Source organism: Roseobacter cerasinus (assembly GCF_009811755.1).
Classification (GTDB): Bacteria; Pseudomonadota; Alphaproteobacteria; order Rhodobacterales; family Rhodobacteraceae; genus Roseobacter; species Roseobacter cerasinus.
The window spans coordinates 36,018-55,194 of record NZ_BLIV01000003.1; the positions used below are offsets into that span (position 1 = coordinate 36,018).

19 protein-coding genes are annotated in these 19,177 nt (G+C 61.8%); 18 read left to right on the top strand and 1 reads right to left on the bottom strand.

Features of this window, described 5'->3' with window-relative positions; genetic code table 11:
- The first annotated feature begins 57 nt into the window (after positions 1-57).
- The 8 genes from So717_RS07745 to So717_RS07780 are packed head-to-tail and all read left to right on the top strand — an operon-like array spanning position 58 to position 7,257.
- On the top strand, positions 58-843 hold the full coding sequence (locus tag So717_RS07745) for an ABC transporter ATP-binding protein (protein WP_159975746.1): 786 nt from the start codon (positions 58-60) through the stop codon (positions 841-843).
- Positions 840-1,697 (top strand): ABC transporter permease, encoded by an 858-nt coding sequence (locus So717_RS07750; protein WP_159975748.1) that lies wholly within the window; start codon positions 840-842, stop codon positions 1,695-1,697. Before So717_RS07745 ends, So717_RS07750 begins: the two co-directional genes overlap by 4 nt.
- Complete coding sequence (locus So717_RS07755; protein ID WP_159975750.1) at positions 1,697-2,959, top strand: cytosine deaminase; 1,263 nt, start codon at positions 1,697-1,699, stop codon at positions 2,957-2,959. Before So717_RS07750 ends, So717_RS07755 begins: the two co-directional genes overlap by 1 nt.
- Positions 2,956-4,362 (top strand): FAD-binding oxidoreductase, encoded by a 1,407-nt coding sequence (locus So717_RS07760; protein ID WP_159975752.1) that lies wholly within the window; start codon positions 2,956-2,958, stop codon positions 4,360-4,362. Before So717_RS07755 ends, So717_RS07760 begins: the two co-directional genes overlap by 4 nt.
- Positions 4,359-4,940, top strand: a complete 582-nt coding sequence (locus tag So717_RS07765; protein ID WP_159975754.1) for an NAD(P)H-dependent oxidoreductase — start codon at positions 4,359-4,361, stop codon at positions 4,938-4,940. Before So717_RS07760 ends, So717_RS07765 begins: the two co-directional genes overlap by 4 nt.
- Positions 4,941-5,570 (top strand): NAD(P)H-dependent oxidoreductase, encoded by a 630-nt coding sequence (locus So717_RS07770; protein WP_159975756.1) that lies wholly within the window; start codon positions 4,941-4,943, stop codon positions 5,568-5,570.
- Positions 5,567-6,487 (top strand): isopenicillin N synthase family dioxygenase, encoded by a 921-nt coding sequence (locus So717_RS07775; protein WP_159975758.1) that lies wholly within the window; start codon positions 5,567-5,569, stop codon positions 6,485-6,487. The genes So717_RS07770 and So717_RS07775 overlap by 4 nt, the downstream gene beginning before the upstream one ends.
- Positions 6,484-7,257 carry a creatininase family protein gene (locus tag So717_RS07780; RefSeq protein WP_159975760.1) on the top strand — a complete coding sequence of 258 codons (774 nt, stop codon included), beginning with the start codon at positions 6,484-6,486 and terminating at the stop codon, positions 7,255-7,257. The genes So717_RS07775 and So717_RS07780 overlap by 4 nt, the downstream gene beginning before the upstream one ends.
- Positions 7,258-7,261: 4 nt before the next feature.
- On the opposite strand, the gene So717_RS07785 is transcribed toward So717_RS07780, so the two are convergent.
- Positions 7,262-8,023: a DeoR/GlpR family DNA-binding transcription regulator gene (locus So717_RS07785; protein ID WP_159975762.1), complete on the bottom strand. Its 762-nt coding sequence runs from the start codon at positions 8,021-8,023 to the stop codon at positions 7,262-7,264.
- A 284-nt stretch (positions 8,024-8,307) separates the two neighbouring features.
- On the opposite strand from So717_RS07785, the gene glpD reads away from it, so the two are divergent.
- From glpD to So717_RS07835, 10 genes are all read left to right on the top strand, one after another.
- Positions 8,308-9,903, top strand: a complete 1,596-nt coding sequence (gene glpD / locus So717_RS07790; protein WP_159977080.1) for a glycerol-3-phosphate dehydrogenase — start codon at positions 8,308-8,310, stop codon at positions 9,901-9,903.
- A 13-nt stretch (positions 9,904-9,916) separates the two neighbouring features.
- On the top strand, positions 9,917-11,005 hold the full coding sequence (locus So717_RS07795; protein WP_159975764.1) for an ABC transporter ATP-binding protein: 1,089 nt from the start codon (positions 9,917-9,919) through the stop codon (positions 11,003-11,005).
- A complete protein-coding gene (locus tag So717_RS07800) occupies positions 11,005-12,090 on the top strand; it encodes an ABC transporter ATP-binding protein (protein ID WP_159975766.1) in 1,086 nt (361 codons plus the stop codon). The genes So717_RS07795 and So717_RS07800 overlap by 1 nt, the downstream gene beginning before the upstream one ends.
- Positions 12,090-12,965: a carbohydrate ABC transporter permease gene (locus So717_RS07805; protein ID WP_159975768.1), complete on the top strand. Its 876-nt coding sequence runs from the start codon at positions 12,090-12,092 to the stop codon at positions 12,963-12,965. Before So717_RS07800 ends, So717_RS07805 begins: the two co-directional genes overlap by 1 nt.
- Positions 12,965-13,840 carry a carbohydrate ABC transporter permease gene (locus So717_RS07810; RefSeq protein WP_159975770.1) on the top strand — a complete coding sequence of 292 codons (876 nt, stop codon included), beginning with the start codon at positions 12,965-12,967 and terminating at the stop codon, positions 13,838-13,840. Before So717_RS07805 ends, So717_RS07810 begins: the two co-directional genes overlap by 1 nt.
- Position 13,841: 1 nt before the next feature.
- A complete protein-coding gene (locus So717_RS07815) occupies positions 13,842-14,330 on the top strand; it encodes a hypothetical protein (protein WP_159975772.1) in 489 nt (162 codons plus the stop codon).
- Positions 14,330-14,602, top strand: coding sequence for a DUF2160 domain-containing protein (locus tag So717_RS07820; RefSeq protein ID WP_159975774.1), 273 nt, complete (start codon positions 14,330-14,332; stop codon positions 14,600-14,602). The genes So717_RS07815 and So717_RS07820 overlap by 1 nt, the downstream gene beginning before the upstream one ends.
- Positions 14,603-14,676: 74 nt before the next feature.
- The gene (locus So717_RS07825) at positions 14,677-16,401 is read left to right on the top strand and encodes an ABC transporter substrate-binding protein (RefSeq protein WP_159975776.1); all 1,725 of its coding nucleotides are present in this window, start codon (positions 14,677-14,679) and stop codon (positions 16,399-16,401) included.
- Between the two features lie 138 nt (positions 16,402-16,539).
- Positions 16,540-18,027: a glycerol kinase GlpK gene (gene glpK, locus So717_RS07830; protein WP_159975778.1), complete on the top strand. Its 1,488-nt coding sequence runs from the start codon at positions 16,540-16,542 to the stop codon at positions 18,025-18,027.
- A gap of 2 nt (positions 18,028-18,029) precedes the next feature.
- Complete coding sequence (locus tag So717_RS07835) at positions 18,030-19,175, top strand: iron-containing alcohol dehydrogenase (protein ID WP_438810651.1); 1,146 nt, start codon at positions 18,030-18,032, stop codon at positions 19,173-19,175.
- Positions 19,176-19,177 lie beyond the last annotated feature (2 nt).

Below are 19,177 nucleotides of genomic sequence, written 5' to 3' on the forward strand. Positions count from 1 at the left end.
GACGCAGGGCTGCGCCCCGGTGCTATGGTGCGCCGGGGCAATTGTGTCGGGGGACCCATGACTGCACCGGAGCGGCCGCACGCCACGCGGCCCGAACTTTTGAGACTGGACAGGGTCGGCAAGACCTTCAACGGCGATGTGGTGGCGCTGCGCGGCATGTCATTGCAGGTGCGCGAGGGCGATTTCATCTCGCTTCTGGGGCCGTCGGGTTGCGGCAAATCGACGGCACTGCGGCTGATTTCGGACCTCATGCACCCCAGCGAAGGGCGCATCACCTGGGCCGGGCCACAGGAAACGGGTGATCTGGGTGTCGTCTTCCAGGAACCGACGCTGATGCCCTGGGCCACGGTGGCGCAAAACGTCTGGCTGCCCTTCCGGCTGCGCGGCAAATCCTACGCCTCGGTGCGAGATGACGTGCTTGAAGCGCTGAAATTGGTCGGGCTGGAGAAATTCCAGAACAGTTATCCGCGAGAGCTGTCGGGCGGCATGAAGATGCGCGTCTCCATCGCCCGTGCCATGGTCACGCGGCCCCGGCTGATCCTGATGGATGAACCTTTTGCGGCGCTGGATGAGATCACGCGCTTCAAGCTGAACAACGACCTGCTGACGCTGAAAGAAGCCATCGGCTGCACCGTGATCTTCGTGACCCATTCGGTGTTCGAATCCGTGTTCCTGTCGGACCGCATTGTCGTCATGGCTGCAAGGCCCGGGCGCGTCATCACCGAGTTGCAGGTGGATGCGGCCTATCCTCGGCCGGAGAGCTTCCGCACCTCTGCCGAATACGCAGCCTACACGCGGCAAGCGACGGATGCGCTGCACGAAGCGATGGGAGAGGTCGCATGAGCATCGCAGACTCGACCGAGACCACCATGGAGCCGGATGCCGACGAGATCGCGCGGCAGCGTCGCAAACGCGTCGAGACGTTCGGCAAATGGCTGCTGCCCGCCGTCGTGCTGGTGCTGATGCTGGTCATTTGGGACCGCATCGTCGTGTGGAACGAGATCCCGCACTACATCCTGCCGGGGCCAGGGCTGGTCTTTGAGACACTGATCAAGGATTGGGCGATGCTCTTTGAGGCCCTGCTGGTCACGGTGCAGATCACGCTTATGGCGCTGGCTGTGGCGGTGATCGGCGGGGTTGGGCTTGCGGTGCTCTTCACCCAGTCGCGGCTGGTGGAGATGAGTTTTTACCCCTACGCCGTGATCCTGCAGGTCACGCCGATTGTGGCTATCGCACCCCTGATTTTCATTTATGTGGACAGCCGGATTGCGGGGCTTTTGCTCTGCGCCTGGCTGGTGGCGTTTTTCCCGGTGCTCAGCAACACAACGCTGGGGCTGAACTCCGCCGATCACAACCTGCGCGATCTCTTCCGCATCTACGGCGCCTCGCGCTGGCAGACGCTGCGGTTTCTACAGCTACCGTCGGCCTTGCCCTACTTCCTCGGCGGGCTGCGCATCGCCGGGGGGCTGTCGCTGATCGGGGCTGTGGTGGCGGAATATGTGGCGGGCACGGGCGGGCTGAAATCCGGGCTGGCCTTCCGCATTCTGGAGGCGGGGTATCGGCTCAACATCCCGCGCATGTTCGCGGCGCTTATCCTCATCGCGGGCACCGGGGTGATCATCTTCGCGGGCCTCAGTTTCCTCAGCCATATGCTTCTGCGCAAATGGCATGAGAGCGCATTGAAGCGGGACCACTGATGGATTTTCGCACGCTGCCCAATGGCCATATCACGCTGAAAAATGTGACTGTACCGGCCTGCCTGATCGGTGTGGAGGGCGATCTAGTTCAGCGCGATCTCTCCATCAATGCAGGCCGGATCACTGAGGCGCCGGGGCAGGCGGTCGATATGAAAGGCGCGATGATCTTCCCGGCCTTTGTCGACATGCATACACATCTCGACAAGGGGCACATCTGGCCCCGCGCGGCCAACCCGGACGGCAGCTTTGACGGGGCGCTGCGCACGGTGGGCGAAGACCGGCTGGCAAATTGGAGCGCGGAGGATGTGGCCACACGCATGGATTTTGCCCTGCGCTGCGCCTACGCCCATGGCACCCGCGCGATCCGCACACATCTCGACAGTATTCCGCCGCAGGACGATATCTCTTGGCCCGTGTTCGAAGAGATGCGGGCCAAATGGCAAGGGCGCATTGCGCTGCAGGCCGCCTGTCTTGTGGGCTGCGACCGGGTTGAGGAGGGCAGCGGCTTTGCCCATACCGCTGATCTGGTGGCGGGAGCCGGGGGCGTCTTGGGCATGGTGAGCTATCCGGTGCCGGACATTGCCGCCCGTGTGCGGTATTTTCTGGCGCTGGCGGCAGAGCGCGGGCTGCACGCGGATTTCCACGTGGATGAAACGCTCGATCCGGCCTCCGAGACCCTGCGCGTCATTGCGGAGGCGGTGCTGGAGACGGGGTTCGACGCCCCTGTGACCGTGGGCCACCTCTGCTCGCTTTCGGCGCAAGAGCCAGACCGCGCCGCCAGTACGATGGATCTGGTGGCCAAGGCCGGTCTGCATGTGGTCTCGCTGCCCATGTGCAACCTCTACCTGCAGGACCGGCAAGAGGGCACGCCGCGCATGCGGGGCCTCACACTGGTGCATGAGCTAAAGGCGCGCGGCGTGAACGTCAGCTTTGCCTCCGACAACACCCGCGACCCGTTCTATGCTTACGGCGATCTCGACATGATCGAGGTGATGCGCGAGGCCACGCGGATCGGCCATCTGGACCATTCCGATACCGACTGGGTGCAGGCCTTCACCGCGAACCCCGCCCATGCCTGCGGTTTTGACAGTCCAAGTCTTGCGCCTGGCGTACCGGCGGACCTGGTGATCTGCCGCGCGCGCAGCTGGACGGAGCTTTTTGCTCGCCCGCAGGCGGACCGCAGCGTGCTCCGCGATGGGAAACAAATCGACCGCATGCTGCCGGACTATGCCGAACTCGACCATCTGATGAGGACCTCATGACCGCCAATCTCGCCGCTGCCAAAGCCGCTCTGTCGCATCTGGATCTGGAAGAAAGCGGCGCGGGCCTGAAGGCCAAGAGCCGCGATTTCTTCTGGTACTCGCCGGTGCTGAAAGCGCGGCTCGATGAGGTTTGCGCGGATTTCGTGGTGAGCCCGCGCAGCGAGGCGGAGGTGATTGAGGTTCTGAAGGTCTGCTATGCCTATGATGTGCCGGTCACCACGCGCGGAGCGGGCACGGGCAACTATGGTCAGGCGATGCCATTGGCGGGCGGCTGCGTCATGCATCTGCGGCACATGGCGGCGGTGAAGGACATTCAACCCGGCCGTGTTGTGGTCGAGCCGGGGTGCCTGCTGAAAGATCTGGATGCGGCCTGCAAGGAACACTCGGTGCAGGAGATCCGAATGTTCTCCTCCACCTGGGCCACGGCGACCATTGGCGGCTTCATCGCCGGTGGCTCTGGCGGGGTCGGCTCCTGCACCTGGGGGTCTTTGCGCGATCTGGGCAATATCATCCGCCTGCGCGTGGTGACCATGGAGGAAGAGCCGCGCGTGCTGGAGTTTCAGGGCGAGGAGCTCGCGCGCGTCAGCCACGCCTATGGCACGAATGGGATCATCACCGAAATCGAAATGCCGCTCGCGCCCGCCTACGACTGGGTGGATCTGTTCGTGGCAACCGATGACTTCATGGACGCTGCCCGCTTTGCCGAAGAGCTGGCCAATGAAGACGGCATCCTGATCAAGCTCGCCACGGTCTTTGAAGCGCCCATTGCCAAGGACTACTTCCAACGGGTCGCCCCGCATGTGGAGGAGGGCACCAACCTCATCGGCCTGATGGTGGCGCCGCACAGCATGGACGGGTTCCTGACCTTCCTTGGGAGGCGGCCACATGCTCGTCTGATCTACCGCAGCGACGATCACGACTGGCCGCGCGGGCCTGGCATGGTCTTTGAATACGGCTGGAACCACACGACGCTGCGTGCGCTGAAAGTGGACCCCTCCATCACCTATCTGCAGGTGCGCTACGGCTTCCCGCAGCATCTGGAGCTGATTGAGCAAATGCGCGACGCGCTCAGCCCGGAGGTGCTGCAACACCTTGAAGTGCTAAAGGAAAACGGCAAGGTGATGTTCGCGGGTCTCAGCCTGGTGAAGTTCACGAGCGAGGAGCGGCTGGACGAAATCATTCGCCTGCATGAAGAGGCTGGTGCGATGATCTTCAACCCGCACCGCTACACGCTTGAAGAGGGCGGGCGGCAGACGGTTGATGACCGGCAGCTGGCCTTCAAGCGTGAGGCGGACCCCAAAGGGTTGCTGAACCCCGGCAAGATGATCGCCTGGGATGATCCTGATTGGGCCTACGACCGGATGTACGCCTATCCCAAGCTGCGCGCCGCCGAATATCGATGACCCGCGCGCTTGTCCTCTTTGCCCACCCTTGCGCGGAAAGTTTCTCCGCCGCGTTGCACGGGCAGGTGGTCGAGCGGTTGCAAAAGCGGGGCTGGGAGGTGGACGATTGCGACCTCAACGCCGAAGGGTTCTCGCCTATCCTCACGGCCGAGGAGCGGCGCGGTTATCATGAAGAGGCCTCAAACACCGACCCCGTTGCCTCCTATGTCGCCCGGCTGCAGCGGGCCGAGGCGCTGGTTCTGGTTTTCCCGGTGTGGAATTTCGGGTTTCCGGCCGTGCTGAAGGGGTTTTTCGACCGGGTCTTTCTGCCGGGCGTGTCCTTCAATCTTGAAGACGGCAAGGTCCGCCCAAACCTGCAGCACATCCGCAAGCTTGCGGCGGTCACGACCTATGGTGGCACCCGAACGCGGGCCTTTCTGGCCGGGGACCCGCCGCGCAAGGTGGTCACACGTGCCGTCTGGCACGTATGTCGCCCGCAGAAAATGCGGTACCTTGCGCTTTATGATATGAACCGCGCGACAGATGCACAAAGGGCAAGCTTTCTGTCGCGGGTGGATCAGGAAATGGAGATGTTTTGAATGCGTGCGCTCATTGTTTATTGCCATCCGAAGGAGACGAGTTTCACCGCGTCTGTCCGCGAAACCGTGCTGGAGCGGCTGCGGTTTGCGGGCGCAGAGACGCGTGTAATCGATCTCTATCGCCGCAATTTCTCGCCCGCTCTGAGCAGCACGGAGCTGGACATCTACGAGGACACACCCGCCAACCGCGCGCCTGTGGCTCAGGATGTGGAGGATGTGCTCTGGTGTGACACGCTTATCTTTGTCTACCCGACCTGGTGGTACGGGTTGCCTGCCATGCTGAAAGGGTGGCTCGACCGGGTGCTGCTGCCCGATGTGGCGTTTCTGATGCCGGATGGCGAGAACGACAACATTCGCCCCGGCCTCACCCATATCACCCGGCTGGGGCTCTTCACCACCTGTGGAGCCAGCTGGGGGCTGACGCAGATGATTGGCGCGCCGGGCAAACGCACGATCCTGCGCGGGGTGCGGGCGATCTGCGCACGACGGTGCAAGACGGCCTTTGCCGCACACTACCTGATGGACAGCTCGACCGACGCTAGCCGCAAGGCGCATCTGCGAAACGTGGCGGGCAAGATGGACAAGTTCATCGGGGCGGTCCCGCTGAAACACAGCGCGGTGCGGGCATGATCCCGGTTCTCGATTGGTCCCGGTTTGAGAGCGACCGGGCTGAGTTTTTGTCTGATTTAGGGCAGGCGGTGCGCGGGCCGGGATTCTTCCTGTTGCAGAACCATACGGTTTCGTCAGACCTGCGGGCCAAGGTGTTTGACATGGCCGAGGCGTTCTTTTCGCAGCCCCTCGCTGAGAAACAGGCGCTGTCGATCCTGAACACGCCGCATTATCGCGGCTGGGCGGCGGAAGGGGACGAGTCGCTCGATGACAGCTCGGCGCAGGTGGACCGGAAGGAAAGCTTCAACATCGGGTTTGATCTCGCGCCAGAAGATCCCCGCGTCAAGCGCGGGGATGCGTTTCGCGGGGTGAATGTCTGGCCGCAGATCGACGGGTTTCGCGAGGTGATGCTGGCCTATTATGACGCGGCCCTCGCGTTGGGGGTCGACATCCACCGTGCCTTTGCCGCGGATCTGGGGCTGGAGGCGGAGCATTTCACGCCGGCCTTTGCCGATCCGATGGCGGCCCTGCGCCTCTTGCATTACCCGCCTGGGACCGGCGCGGAGAATGAGATCGGTGCAGGTGCGCATACGGACTACGGAGCCATCACGCTGTTGATGACGGACGGAGAGGGCGGTTTGCAGGTGAAGCCGCGCGGCGGCGATTGGGTCGATGTGCCTCATGTGCCCGATGCCTATGTGGTCAATATCGGCGATTGCCTGATGCGCTGGACCAATGACATTTATGTCTCCACCCCGCACCGCGTTCTGCCACCCAAGCGGCAGCGCCGCTCGGTTGCGTTTTTTGTCGAGGCGCATCCGGATGCGGTGGTTGCAGCCCTGCCGGGCACGGGGGAGCCGAAGTATCCGCCGGTACGTGCCGCCGACTATCTGCGCTCGCGACTCGATGCGACCTATGCCCCGAAAGAGGCCTCATGAGCGGCCTGACGGATTGGGCTGATCTGCGCGCGCCGGACTTTGCCGAGATCGACCCAATGCAGACCATTGCGATCCTGCCCACGGCGGCGATTGAGCAGCACGGGCCGCATTTGCCGGTGGGCACCGATACGCTGATCGGGCAGGGCATGCTGGCGGAGCTGCGGCGACAGGCGCCCGATGATCTGGACCTACGGCTGCTGCCGCTGCAGGCGGTGGGGAAATCCAACGAACATCTCTGGGCGGCAGGCACCCTGACGTTGAGCGCGGCTACCGCACTGGCCGCCTGGACCGAGATTGGCCTAAGCGTGGCGCGGGCGGGCATACGGAAGATCGCGATTGTGAACTCACACGGTGGCAACCTTGATCTGGTGTCGATCCTGTCGCGGGAGCTGCGGGTGCAGGCGGATATGTTGGCGGTGAAATGCCAGTGGGGGTCTTTCGGCACGCCGAAGGGGCTCTATTCAGATCAGGAGAAGACCTTTGGTATCCATGGCGGTGATCTGGAGACCTCGCTGATGCTGTATTTCCGGCCTGAGACGCTGGATATGTCCGCGGCGCAGGATTTCCGCTCCACTGCTGAGACCAGTGCGATTTCGCCTATCGGGCCAGTATCCTACGGCTGGATTGCCAGTGATCTGAACCCGGCAGGCACGGTGGGTGAGGCGCATCTGGCCACGGCTGAGAAGGGGGCTGCCACGGCTCGCCATCAGGTCGCCGGCTTCATTGATCTTTTGCGCAAGATGCGGGCAATGGAGCTTCCCGCGCCGTGATGGGCTAACCCGCCACAATCACCTTGGTGCCCCAATCCGCGCAGAGCTGCGGCAGGTTTCCGGGCAGGCGCTTGTCGGTCACGACCGTTGACACCGCGCGCATTGAGGCGATCCGCGCAGGGGCCGTCCGGCTGAATTTCGAATGATCCGCCACCAGCAGGCTGTTGCGCGATTGCGCGATGATGGTCTGGCTGACCCCCACTTCCTGAATGTCGAAGTCCAGAATATCGCCGTCCTCATCCATGGCCGAGCAGCCGATCACCGCGTAATCGAACTTGAATTGACGGATCGTGTCGATGGTCAGCGTACCCACAAGCCCGCCGTCAGAGCGGCGCAATGCCCCACCCGTCACGATCACCTGACAGTCGGAATTGTCGATCAGGATATTCGCGATATTCATGTTGTTGGTCACCACCATCAGATCGCGGTGGTCGAGCAGTTCCTGCGCCACCGCTTCTGTGCTGGTGCCGATGTTGAGGAACACCGAACAGCCCTCGGGGATCTGCGCGGCACAGGCGCGCGCCATCGCCAGTTTGGAGGATTGGTTCAGCGTCCGCCGTTCTTCATACTGAATATTCGTGGTACCTGAGGGAAGAATCGCGCCGCCGTGCACACGTTCGAGTTTGTTCGCTTCGGCCAGTTCGGTCAGGTCCCGCCGGATTGTCTGCAGGGTGACACCGAAGTGTTCTGCCAGCCCTTCGACCGTCACTTTGCCCTCGCGTTGCGCGATTTTCAGAATGTCCGGCTGGCGAAATGTCTGCGACATGTGGCTCCTCCTCTCCTGCTGAGTAGCTGAAAAATAGATGTAATTCTATAGTTTTCCTCTGACTTTCTGGAATTGTTCACCGGGATGTGTTCATGGATGAGAGACCTGTTCCGAAGAGCTGTTGGAGCATGCGGGACAGGTTCCATCATCCAGACAGATGTTCGCTCAATCTTCGTTTTCCCAAAAGCGAACATAAACGAAAAAATCCGCTTGATCCGTTGAACTAGGTGCGTTACGCCTTCCCGCAACGCACGCTGAGCAAGAAGGGGGGTCTTGTGTCGTCGCTGGAAAACCAATCCAAGACATATGATCTCTTTATCGTTGGTGGTGGCATCAACGGCTGTGGGATCGCGCGGGACGCGGCGGGACGTGGCCTGAGCGTGGCCCTGGCGGAGATGAACGATCTGGCCTCGGCGACGTCGTCGGCATCGACCAAGCTCTTCCACGGCGGGTTGCGGTATCTGGAGTATTTCGAGATAAACCTTGTGCGCCACGCCCTGGCCGAGCGGGAGGTGCTGCTGACCGCGATGCCGCATATCAGCTGGCCGATGCGGTTCGTTCTGCCCTATCACAAGGATATGCGGTTTGAGGGCTCGACACCGACGTCGCGCATCCTGAACACGGTCATGCCTTGGATGAAGGGGCGGCGCCCTGCCTGGCTTATTCGCTTTGGCTTGTTCCTCTATGACAATCTCGGCGGGCGTAAGATCCTGCCCGGCACGCAGACCCTGCGTTTGAAAGGGCGGCCCGAAGGCGCGCCCATCGAGGATCGCTTTGAAAAGGCTTTCGAATACTCCGACTGCTGGATCGAAGATTCCCGTCTGGTAATCCTGAACGCCCGGGACGCCGAAGCGCGCGGAGCCGATATCATGGTGCGTACCAAGGTGGTCAGTGCGGCGCGCGTGGATGACCTCTGGGAGGTCACGCTGGAGGATGGCGCTACGGGCGAGACGTCCACCTTGCGTGCCAAGATGCTGGTGAACGCAGGCGGACCCTGGGTCGGTGACATCATCCAGCAGAAGGTGCGGATCAATTCCACCGAAGGCGTGCGGCTGGTGCGCGGCAGCCATATCGTAACGCGCAAGCTCTACGATCACGACAAGTGCTATTTCTTCCAGGGCACCGACGGGCGCATCATTTTTGCCATTCCTTATGAGACGGATTTCACGCTGATCGGCACCACGGATGCCGAGCACGGCGAGCCGGAGGCCAAGCCCGAATGCACCGATGACGAGCGCGACTATCTGATCGCCTTCATCAACCAATATCTTAAGGAGGACATCACCGCGGACGATGTGGTGTGGAGCTATTCCGGGGTGCGCCCGCTCTATGACGATGGGGCCAGCAGCGCGACTGCGGCCACGCGAGACTACACGCTCAAGGTGGATGATGCCGGTGGCGCGCCGATCCTGAATGTCTTTGGCGGCAAGATCACCACCTATCGCAAGCTCGCCGAAGATTCGATGGAGAAGATTGTGCCCTTCTTTCCGGGCACCTCCGGCCATTGGACAGCGGGTGTGGCCTTGCCGGGGGGCGATTTCGCCGTTGACGGGTTTGAAGCCCTGGTCACGCGATTGGCGCAGGAGTTTACGTTCCTGTCTCCTTTCTGGGCGCGGCGTCTTGTGCGCGCCTATGGCACCGAGGCCTGGGAGGTGCTGGGCGATGCCAAGGACGAGGCCGCTCTGGGCCAGTCGTTCGGGGCCACACTGACCGAACGCGAAGTGCTCTGGCTTTGCCGGAATGAATACGCGTGTACGGCTGAAGATATCATCTGGCGGCGGAACAAGCTGGGTCTGCGGATGAACAAAGACGAGGTCGCGGCGCTGGAGGGGTTCCTGCGGTCCACACCGGTGGACCAGCTGGCCAAGGCTGCAGAATAAAAGGGGGACGGGCATGAGTTTGATCCTGGAGGGGGTTTCCAAGACCGTGGGTGGGATGACGCACATCTACCCAACGGACATCGAGTTGCAGAAGGGCACGATGAACGTACTGCTGGGGCCGACGCTCTCGGGTAAGACCTCGCTAATGCGGCTGATGGCGGGGCTGGATGTGCCTGCGACGGGCCGCGTGATCTGGAACGGCGAAGACGTCACCGGCATGCGGGTGCAAGACCGCAAGGTCGCCATGGTCTACCAGCAGTTCATCAACTACCCGTCGATGACCGTCTATGACAACATTGCCTCGCCCATGCGCCTACTTGGACAGTCGCGCGCCGAGATTGATGCGCGGGTGCGCGAGACGGCTGAGCTGATGAAGCTGACGCCCATGCTCGACCGCAAGCCGCTGGAGCTGTCCGGTGGGCAGCAGCAGCGCTGTGCTCTGGCCCGCGCTTTGGTCAAGAACGCGGGTCTGGTGCTGCTGGATGAGCCGCTGGCCAATCTGGACTACAAGTTGCGTGAAGAGCTGCGGGCCGAGATCCCGCGCATCTTCGAGGAATCCGGTGCGATCTTTGTCTATGCCACAACCGAGCCGGAAGAGGCGCTGCTCTTGGGCGGCAACACGGCGGCGCTCTGGGAAGGCAAGGTGACGCAGTTCGGGCCGACGCCATCGGTCTATCGCAAGCCGGTGAATGCCACGACTGCGCGTGTTTTCTCTGATCCGCCTATGAACTTTCTCCAGATACGCAAAGAGGCCGGGATGCTGTCTTTTGGCGATGGCCAGTCGATGCCGACGATGCCCGGGGCCGAAGCACTGCCTGATGGCACCTATACCGCCGGTTTCCGGCCCAACCATCTCGAACTCAGCCCGCATGTGGCAGGTGTGATGTCCTTCAAGACGCAGTTGACGGTGACCGAAATCACCGGGTCCGAGACCTTTGTGCACCTCGATCATCACGGCGAGCGCTGGGTCGGCCTTGTGCACGGCATCCAGAGCTTGACGCCGGGGCAGGAGTTGGAGGTCTTTCTCGACCCGGCGCATGTGTATCTCTTTGGTCAGGACGGCGCACTGGTCGCCGCGGCCCCCTACGCAGAGGCGGCATAATGGCCAAGATCACGCTTGACAATCTGGCACATTCCTACTTTCCCACGCCGAAATCCGAAGATGATTTTGCTTTGAAAGAGTTGAACCACGACTGGGTGGATGGCGAGGCCTATGCGCTTTTGGGCGCGTCGGGTTGCGGCAAATCCACGCTGCTCAACATCATTTCGGGGCTGCTGCATCCCAGCCAGGGGCGCATTCTCTTCGACGATCAGGACGTCACGCATGCCCCCACGGCGGAGCGCAACATCGCGCAGGTGTTCCAGTTCCCGGTGGTCTACGACACGATGACCGTGCGCGACAATCTGGCCTTCCCGCTGCGCAATCGCGGGGCGGATGCGAGTTACATCGCCAGCCGCGTGCAGCAGATCGGAAAGATGATCGGCATGGAGGCGGAGCTCGACCGCAAGGCGCGCGGGCTCACGGCGGATGCCAAGCAGAAGATTTCTCTCGGGCGCGGTATGGTGCGCGAGGACGTAAACGCGCTGCTCTTTGACGAGCCGCTCACGGTGATCGACCCGCATATGAAGTGGGAGCTGCGCACGCAACTCAAATCGCTGCACCACGAGTTTGGTCACACGATGATCTATGTGACCCACGACCAGACCGAAGCGCTGACCTTCGCCGACAAGGTTGTGGTGATGTATGACGGGCGCGTGGTGCAGATCGGCACGCCGCAGGAGCTCTTCGAGCGCCCCGCGCATACCTTTGTGGGCTACTTCATCGGCTCGCCGGGCATGAACGTCTTTGACGCGCAGATTGACGGGGCCACGGCTCAGATCGCAGGCACCGAGGTCGCACTTGGTGCGGGCTACACACCCAAAGGCGGCAAGCTACAGGTCGGCGTGCGGCCCGAGTTCATCCGCCTGACATCGGATGGCACCGGTGTGCCCGCCAGCGTGCGCCGGGTTGAGGACGTGGGGCGGCACAAGATCGTGCGGCTGGATGTGGCCGGCCGCGAGGTCAGCGCCATTGCTGGTGAAGATGACGCGGTCTCGACCGACACCAACGGCATCACCTTCGATCCCAAGGGCATCAACGTCTACGCAGACGACTGGCGCGTGGCAGCAGAGGGGGAGGCCGCCTGATGAACAAGACAGTCAATCAAAAGGCGTGGTTCCTCGTTCTGCCGGTGCTGGTACTGGTGGCCTTCTCGGCGGTGATCCCGCTGATGACGGTGGTGAACTATTCTGTGCAGGACACCTTTGGAGGTCAGTTCTTCCCACTTGATGACAAACTCCTCTGGTTCCGCGAGATGCTGCAGGACGACCGCATGTGGGGCGCGCTCTGGCGGCAGCTGACCTTCTCGGGCATCATTCTGGCGATTGAGATTCCGCTGGGAATCTACATCGCGCTGAACATGCCGAAGAGCGGCTTCTGGGCGTCTTTCTGCCTTGTGGTGATGTCGCTGCCGCTGCTGATTCCGTGGAATGTGGTGGGCACCATCTGGCAGATCTTTGGCCGCGTGGACATTGGCCTTCTGGGCTACACGCTGAACAAACTCGGCATCGATTATAACTACACGCAGGACGTTTTTGCCGCTTGGGTCACCGTGATCGTCATGGACGTCTGGCACTGGACCTCGCTGGTGGCGCTCCTGGCCTATGCTGGGCTGCAGTCGATCCCCAACGCCTATTATCAGGCGGCCAAGATCGATCAGGCGAGCCGCTGGGCTGTGTTCCGCTATATCGAGTTGCCGAAGATGGCGGGCGTGCTGATGATCGCGATCCTGCTGCGCTTCATGGACAGTTTCATGATCTACACCGAGCCATTTGTTGTGACCGGCGGCGGACCGGGATCTGCGACCACCTTCCTGTCGATTGACCTTGTGAAGATGGCGCTGGGGCAGTTTGACCTCGGACCGGCGGCGGCCTTCTCGATCATGTACTTCCTTGTGATCCTGCTGATCTCCTGGGTGTTCTACACAGTCATGACCAACCTCGACAAAAGGGACGGCGTGTGATGTCCGAGACCACTGTGCAAGCCCCCGCAGCTTTGAGCCAAGGTGAGGCCAGCGTGGCCCGCCGCCGCGCCCCGCGCGTGAACCGCTCGGCCATTGTCATGGGGCTTTACCTGCTGTTCCTGATGCTGCCGATCTACTGGCTGCTGAACATGAGCCTGAAGACGAACACCGAGATTGTGAGTTCATTTTCGCTCTGGCCGCAAAACCTGACGTTCCAGAACTACGTCAAGATCTTCACGGATGAGAGCTGGTACATCGGCTATATCAACTCGCTGATCTATGTGGTGATGAACACGGCGATCAGCCTCGCGGTGGCGCTGCCTGCGGCCTATGCGTTCAGCCGCTATAGCTTCATGGGCGACAAGCACCTGTTCTTCTGGCTGCTGACCAACCGGATGGCGCCGCCTGCGGTTTTTGCGCTGCCATTCTTCCAGCTTTACTCCTCGGTAGGTCTTTTCGACACGCATATCGCCGTCGCACTGGCGCATTGCCTTTTCAACGTGCCCCTCGCGGTCTGGATCTTGGAAGGCTTCATGCGCGGTGTGCCCAAGGAGATTGACGAGACGGCCTATCTGGACGGCTATTCCTTCGGCAAGTTCTTCGTGAAGATTTTCATGCCGTTGATCTCCTCTGGCATCGGCGTGGCAGCCTTCTTCTGCTTCATGTTCTCCTGGGTGGAACTGCTGCTGAGCCGGACGCTGACAACTGTGGACGCCAAACCCATCGCCGCGATCATGACCCGGACTCAAGGCGCGGCGGGCATCGACTGGGGTGTGCTGGCCGCCGCCGGTGTGTTGACCATCGTTCCGGGCGCCTTGGTGATCTACTTCGTGCGCAACTACATCGCCAAGGGCTTCGCCCTGGGGAGGGTGTAAAATGTCAATTTTTGAGATGCCAATTGAACTGCTGGGTATAGGGTTAGCTCTATCGGCCGTTGTTGTGTACTTGCAGGCTTTTGTGCGAGGCGCACCCATTAAATCAGAAGGCGGAGCGTGGTTCCCTCCACCGAAAGATGGAGAACTAAATTTTCCAGCGCTCTGTTTTTTAGTCGTAATTCTAATTTTTTGTGGCAGCATCTTCCACATTTTGCACAATGAGCCCGCAAATTTTTCACCTGAAGAGGGCGTTTTCCTTTTGACACGTGAACATAGTGTTCCCGGAAAAACCAATTGCCCCGAGCATACGGTACCTGCAGGCTCTGTAGTCGTCGGTGTAAATAGCCAGCACAATGATGAGTTAGGCGTGTTAGGATCGGGGGTTCTTCAACGGGCAAATGCCGGGAGCTTCTTCAACGATGATAACTATTGGATCAAAGGTGTATTCGCACTGTGCGAAACCACTCAAGCACAGGAGGCGAAACCGTAATGGCCTGGATGGCATGGACCCTACCCACCGCAATCTTCTTTGGCGTGATCGCATCGCTGTTGATCATCTTCACGATCCTCGCCATCAAATACCCGGAGACCCCCCGCGTGGGTATTCTCCGTATCGAAACAACGCGGGGTGATCGTCTGTTCATCACGCTGTTGGGCTCAGCCTTCATCAATCTGATCTGGCTGGGTCTGGAGGTCGCACCGCAGCCCTATGCGCTGCTCGCGTGCCTTGTCTATGCCGCAGCGGTGTTCCGCTGGGTGTAGCTTCAGGAAGACCGGGTCGTCCGCGCGCCGGGCGATCCTCAAAAACAGTTCAATAACGTCTTGGGAGGACACACATGAACTTTTCTTTGAAATCAACCACAGCCGTGGGAGCGTTGATCACCTCGCTTCTGACGGTGCCGGCCTGGGCGGATATGGACGCCGCCATGCAGTTTCTCGACAATGAGATCGGCGGCCTCTCGGTGCTGAGCCGGGAAGAGCAGGAAGCGGAGATGCAGTTCTTCGTCGATGCGGCCCAGCCGTTCCAGGGCATGGAGATCAAGGTGGTCTCCGAGACGATCACCACGCATGAGTACGAATCTCAGGTGCTGGCCCCGGCCTTCACTGCGATCACCGGCATTCAAGTCACGCATGACCTGATCGGCGAAGGCGACGTGGTCGAGAAGCTGCAAACGCAGATGCAGTCGGGCGAGAATATCTATGACGCCTACATCAACGACTCCGACCTGATCGGCACGCACTGGCGCTATCAGCAGGTGCGCAACCTGACCGACTGGATGGCGGGTGAGGGTGCCGATGTGACTCTGCCGACGCTTGATGTGGAGGATTTCATCGGCACCAGCTTCACCACCGGCCCCGATGGCAAGCTCTACCAGTTGCCCAGCCAGCAGTTCGCGAACCTCTACTGGTTCCGCTACGACTGGTTCAACGACGAGAAGAACAAGGCTGACTTCCAAGAGGCCTATGGCTATGAGCTGGGTGTTCCGGTCAACTGGTCTGCTTATGAGGACATCGCGGAGTTCTTCACGGGCCGCGACCTGAGCCACATGGGTGTCGAAGGCGAAGTCTTTGGCAACATGGACTACGGCAAGAAAGACCCGTCGCTGGGTTGGCGCTACACTGACGCGTGGATGTCCATGGCTGGCATGGGCGACGTGGGTGAGCCAAACGGTCTGCCGGTCGATGAGTGGGGCATTCGTGTGAACGAGAACTCGCAGCCCACAGGCTCCTGCGTGGCGCGCGGTGGCGCGACCAATTCACCGGCGGCTGTCTATGCGGTGACCAAGGCCATCGAATGGCTGCAGAAGTACTCGCCGCCCGCGGCTGCTGGCATGACCTTCTCAGAGGCGGGTCCGATCCCGGCGCAAGGCAATGTCGCACAGCAGATGTTCTGGTACACCGCCTTCACCGCCGCCACAGTTGAGCCTGACCTGCCGGTGATGAACGAGGACGGCACGCCCAAGTGGCGCATGGCGCCCAGCCCGCATGGTGTCTACTGGAAAGAAGGCCAGAAGATCGGTTATCAGGACGCTGGTTCCTGGACGCTGATGGAAAGCACGCCGGTGGATCGCGCCAAGGCAGCCTGGCTCTACGCGCAGTTCGTGGTCTCCAAGACGGTGGACCTGAAAAAGTCTGACGTCGGTCTAACCTTCATCCGTGAGAGCACCATCGACAGCGATCACTTCACTGATCGTGCGGACAAGCTGGGCGGCCTAGTCGAGTTCTACCGCTCGCCCGCGCGGGTCGCGTGGTCGCCCACAGGCACCAACGTGCCGGACTATCCGAAGCTGGCGCAGCTGTGGTGGCAGAACATCGGCGATGCGATGTCCGGTGCAAAGACACCTCAGGAAGCACTGGATGCGCTTTGTGCAGATCAGGAGCGTGTGCTTGAGCGTCTGGAACGTGCCGGTGTGCAGGGTGATCTTGGCCCGGTGATGAACGAGGAGCTGGGCGCAGAGCATTGGTTCGCGCAACCTGGCGCCCCGTTCCCGAAACTGGAGAACGAGGACGAAGAGCCCAAGACCGTCAGCTATGACGAGCTGATCAAGTCCTGGCAGTAAGCCTTTGACTTTTGGCCGGGGCGGCAGCGCCCCGGCCTGCTTCAAATCCCGCCGTCATCCTCGGGCTCGACCCGAGGACCTCCGGCCACAAAGATCCTCGGGTCGAGCCCGAGGATGACGGACGAAGAAAGCAAAGCCATGACCCATATTCTTGCCATTGATCAGGGGACCACATCCTCCCGCGCCATCGTGTTTGATGGGGGCATGAAGATCGTCGCCAGCGCGCAAGAGGAATTCCAGCAGCATTTCCCCAACAGTGGCTGGGTGGAGCATGACCCGGGCGATCTGTGGTCGACGACGGCAGGCACCTGCCGCGCGGCGATTGAGAAGGCGGGTCTTGGCCCGGATGACATCGCCGCCATCGGCATCACCAACCAGCGCGAAACCGTTGTACTCTGGGAGAAAGCCACCGGCAAACCCATTCACAACGCAATCGTCTGGCAGGACCGACGCACGGCGGACTATTGCCGCGAATTGCGTGAGGCGGGTCATCACAAGATGATCACCGAGAAGACGGGGCTGTTGGCTGACCCTTATTTCTCAAGTACGAAACTCAAGTGGATTCTCGATCACGTCGATGGCGCTCGGGACCGCGCCCGGGCGGGCGAGTTGCTGTTCGGCACGGTCGACAGCTATCTGATCTGGAAGCTGACGGGTGGGGCCTCGCATGTCACCGACGCGACGAACGCCGCGCGCACGATGCTCTACGATATTCACAACGGGCGCTGGAGCCGGTCGATCTGTGACCTGTTCGATATCCCCATGGAGATGCTGCCCGAGGTCAAGGATTGCGCGGCCGATTTCGGCATGACGCGGGCTGACCTCTTTGGGCGCGAAGTGCCCATCCTTGGCGTCGCGGGGGACCAGCAGGCAGCGACCATCGGGCAGGCTTGTTTTGAGCCGGGCATGCTGAAATCCACATACGGCACTGGATGTTTCGCGCTGCTGAATACGGGCGAGACGGCTGTGACGTCGCAGAACCGGCTGCTGACCACCATCGCCTATCAATTCGATGGCAAGCCCACCTATGCGCTTGAAGGCTCGATTTTTGTGGCGGGCGCCGTAGTGCAATGGCTGCGCGACGGGCTCAAGATCATCCGCGAGGCAGCGGAGACGCAGCCGCTGGCCGAAAAGGCCGACCCAAATCAGAATGTGGTGCTGGTGCCCGCCTTTGTGGGCCTCGGCGCGCCATACTGGAATGCAGAGTGTCGCGGCGCGGTCTTTGGGCTCACACGTGGGTCCGGGCCGGAGGAATACGCCAAGGCCGCGCTGGAGAGCGTGGGCTATCAGACCCGCGATCTGCTGGAGGCCATGCAGGCCGATTGGCAAGGAGAGGGGGCAGGGGCTACGCTGCGGGTCGATGGCGGCATGTCCGCCTCCGACTGGGCGATGCAGTTCCTGTCTGACATCATCGGGGCGCCGGTGGACCGGCCCGAGGTGCTGGAAACCACGGCTCTGGGGGCTGCATGGTTGGCTGGGCAACGCGCGGGTCTCTACCCAGACCGCGAAGGCTTTTCACAAAGCTGGGCGCTGGAGCGGCAGTTCACGCCGCAGATGGAAACGGCTGATCGGGACGTCAAATACGCCGCGTGGAAGCGCGCGGTTGACGCGACGCTGCGCTTTTGAGCCTGCCTGATTTCAGTTTCCTGACCGCCGGGCGCATTCTCTTCGGGCGAGGTCAGGCGGCGCATCTCTGTGCCGAGACCCTGAGGATGGGCCGCAAGGTGCTGCTGGTGCGGGGCCGCTCGGGGCCTTGGGTCGATCAGGTAATCAAGGAGCTGACGGCAGAGGGCGCGAAGGTTGAGGCTGTGCTCTGCACGGGAGAGCCAACCGTCGCCATGGTGCGCGCAGCAGTGAACGCCGGGCGCACCATGGGGGGTGAGGTCGTCGTTGCCATCGGCGGCGGGTCGGTCATCGATCTGGGTAAGGCTACGGCGGCGCTGCTGCCCGGCGATACGGACGTGATGGATCATCTGGAAGGTGTCGGACAGGCGCAGCCACTGAAGTCCAAGCCGTTGCCTTTCATCGCAGTGCCCAGCACGTCCGGGACCGGCGCGGAGGTGACCAAGAACGCCGTCATCGCGGTGCCCGAGGCACGTCGCAAGGTCAGCCTGCGCGATGACCGGATGCTACCCGATCTCGCGATTGTCGACCCGGCACTGACCGATCACGCGCCGCGCGCGCAGACGCTGGCCTCGGGCCTCGACGCGTTGACGCAGGTGATTGAGCCATATCTCTCCTGCCGGGCGAACCCGCTGACTGATGCGCTCTGCCGCGCGGCGATCCCGAAGGGCGCGCGGGCCTTGGCGCGGCTGGCCAAAGGCGAAGATGCGGGGGCACGCGACGATATGGCCTTTGTCAGCCTCGTGGGCGGGCTGGCGCTGGCCAATGCCGGGCTTGGGGCCGTGCATGGGCTGGCAGGTGTTCTGGGCGGGCGCACCGGCGCGCCGCATGGGCTGATCTGCGGGCGGCTGTTGGGCCCGGTGTTGGTGGCCAATGCGGCAGCCCTTGACCGGGACGGCGCGGATCTCACCCGCTTTCACGAGGTCGCCGCGTGGTTGGGCGGCGGGTTTGGCATTGCGCCGGACGCTGTTGCACATCAACTGCCCGCTCTGCTGGACGAATGGCAGGTGCCGCGTCTGACGCAGTGGCTGACGCCGGAGACTGACCTCCTCGCCATTGCCGAAGAGGCCGCAGGCGCGTCCTCTATGAAGGCCAACCCTTGCGTGCTGTCGTCCGACGCGCTGGTCGAGATCATGACACAGGCGATCTGAGG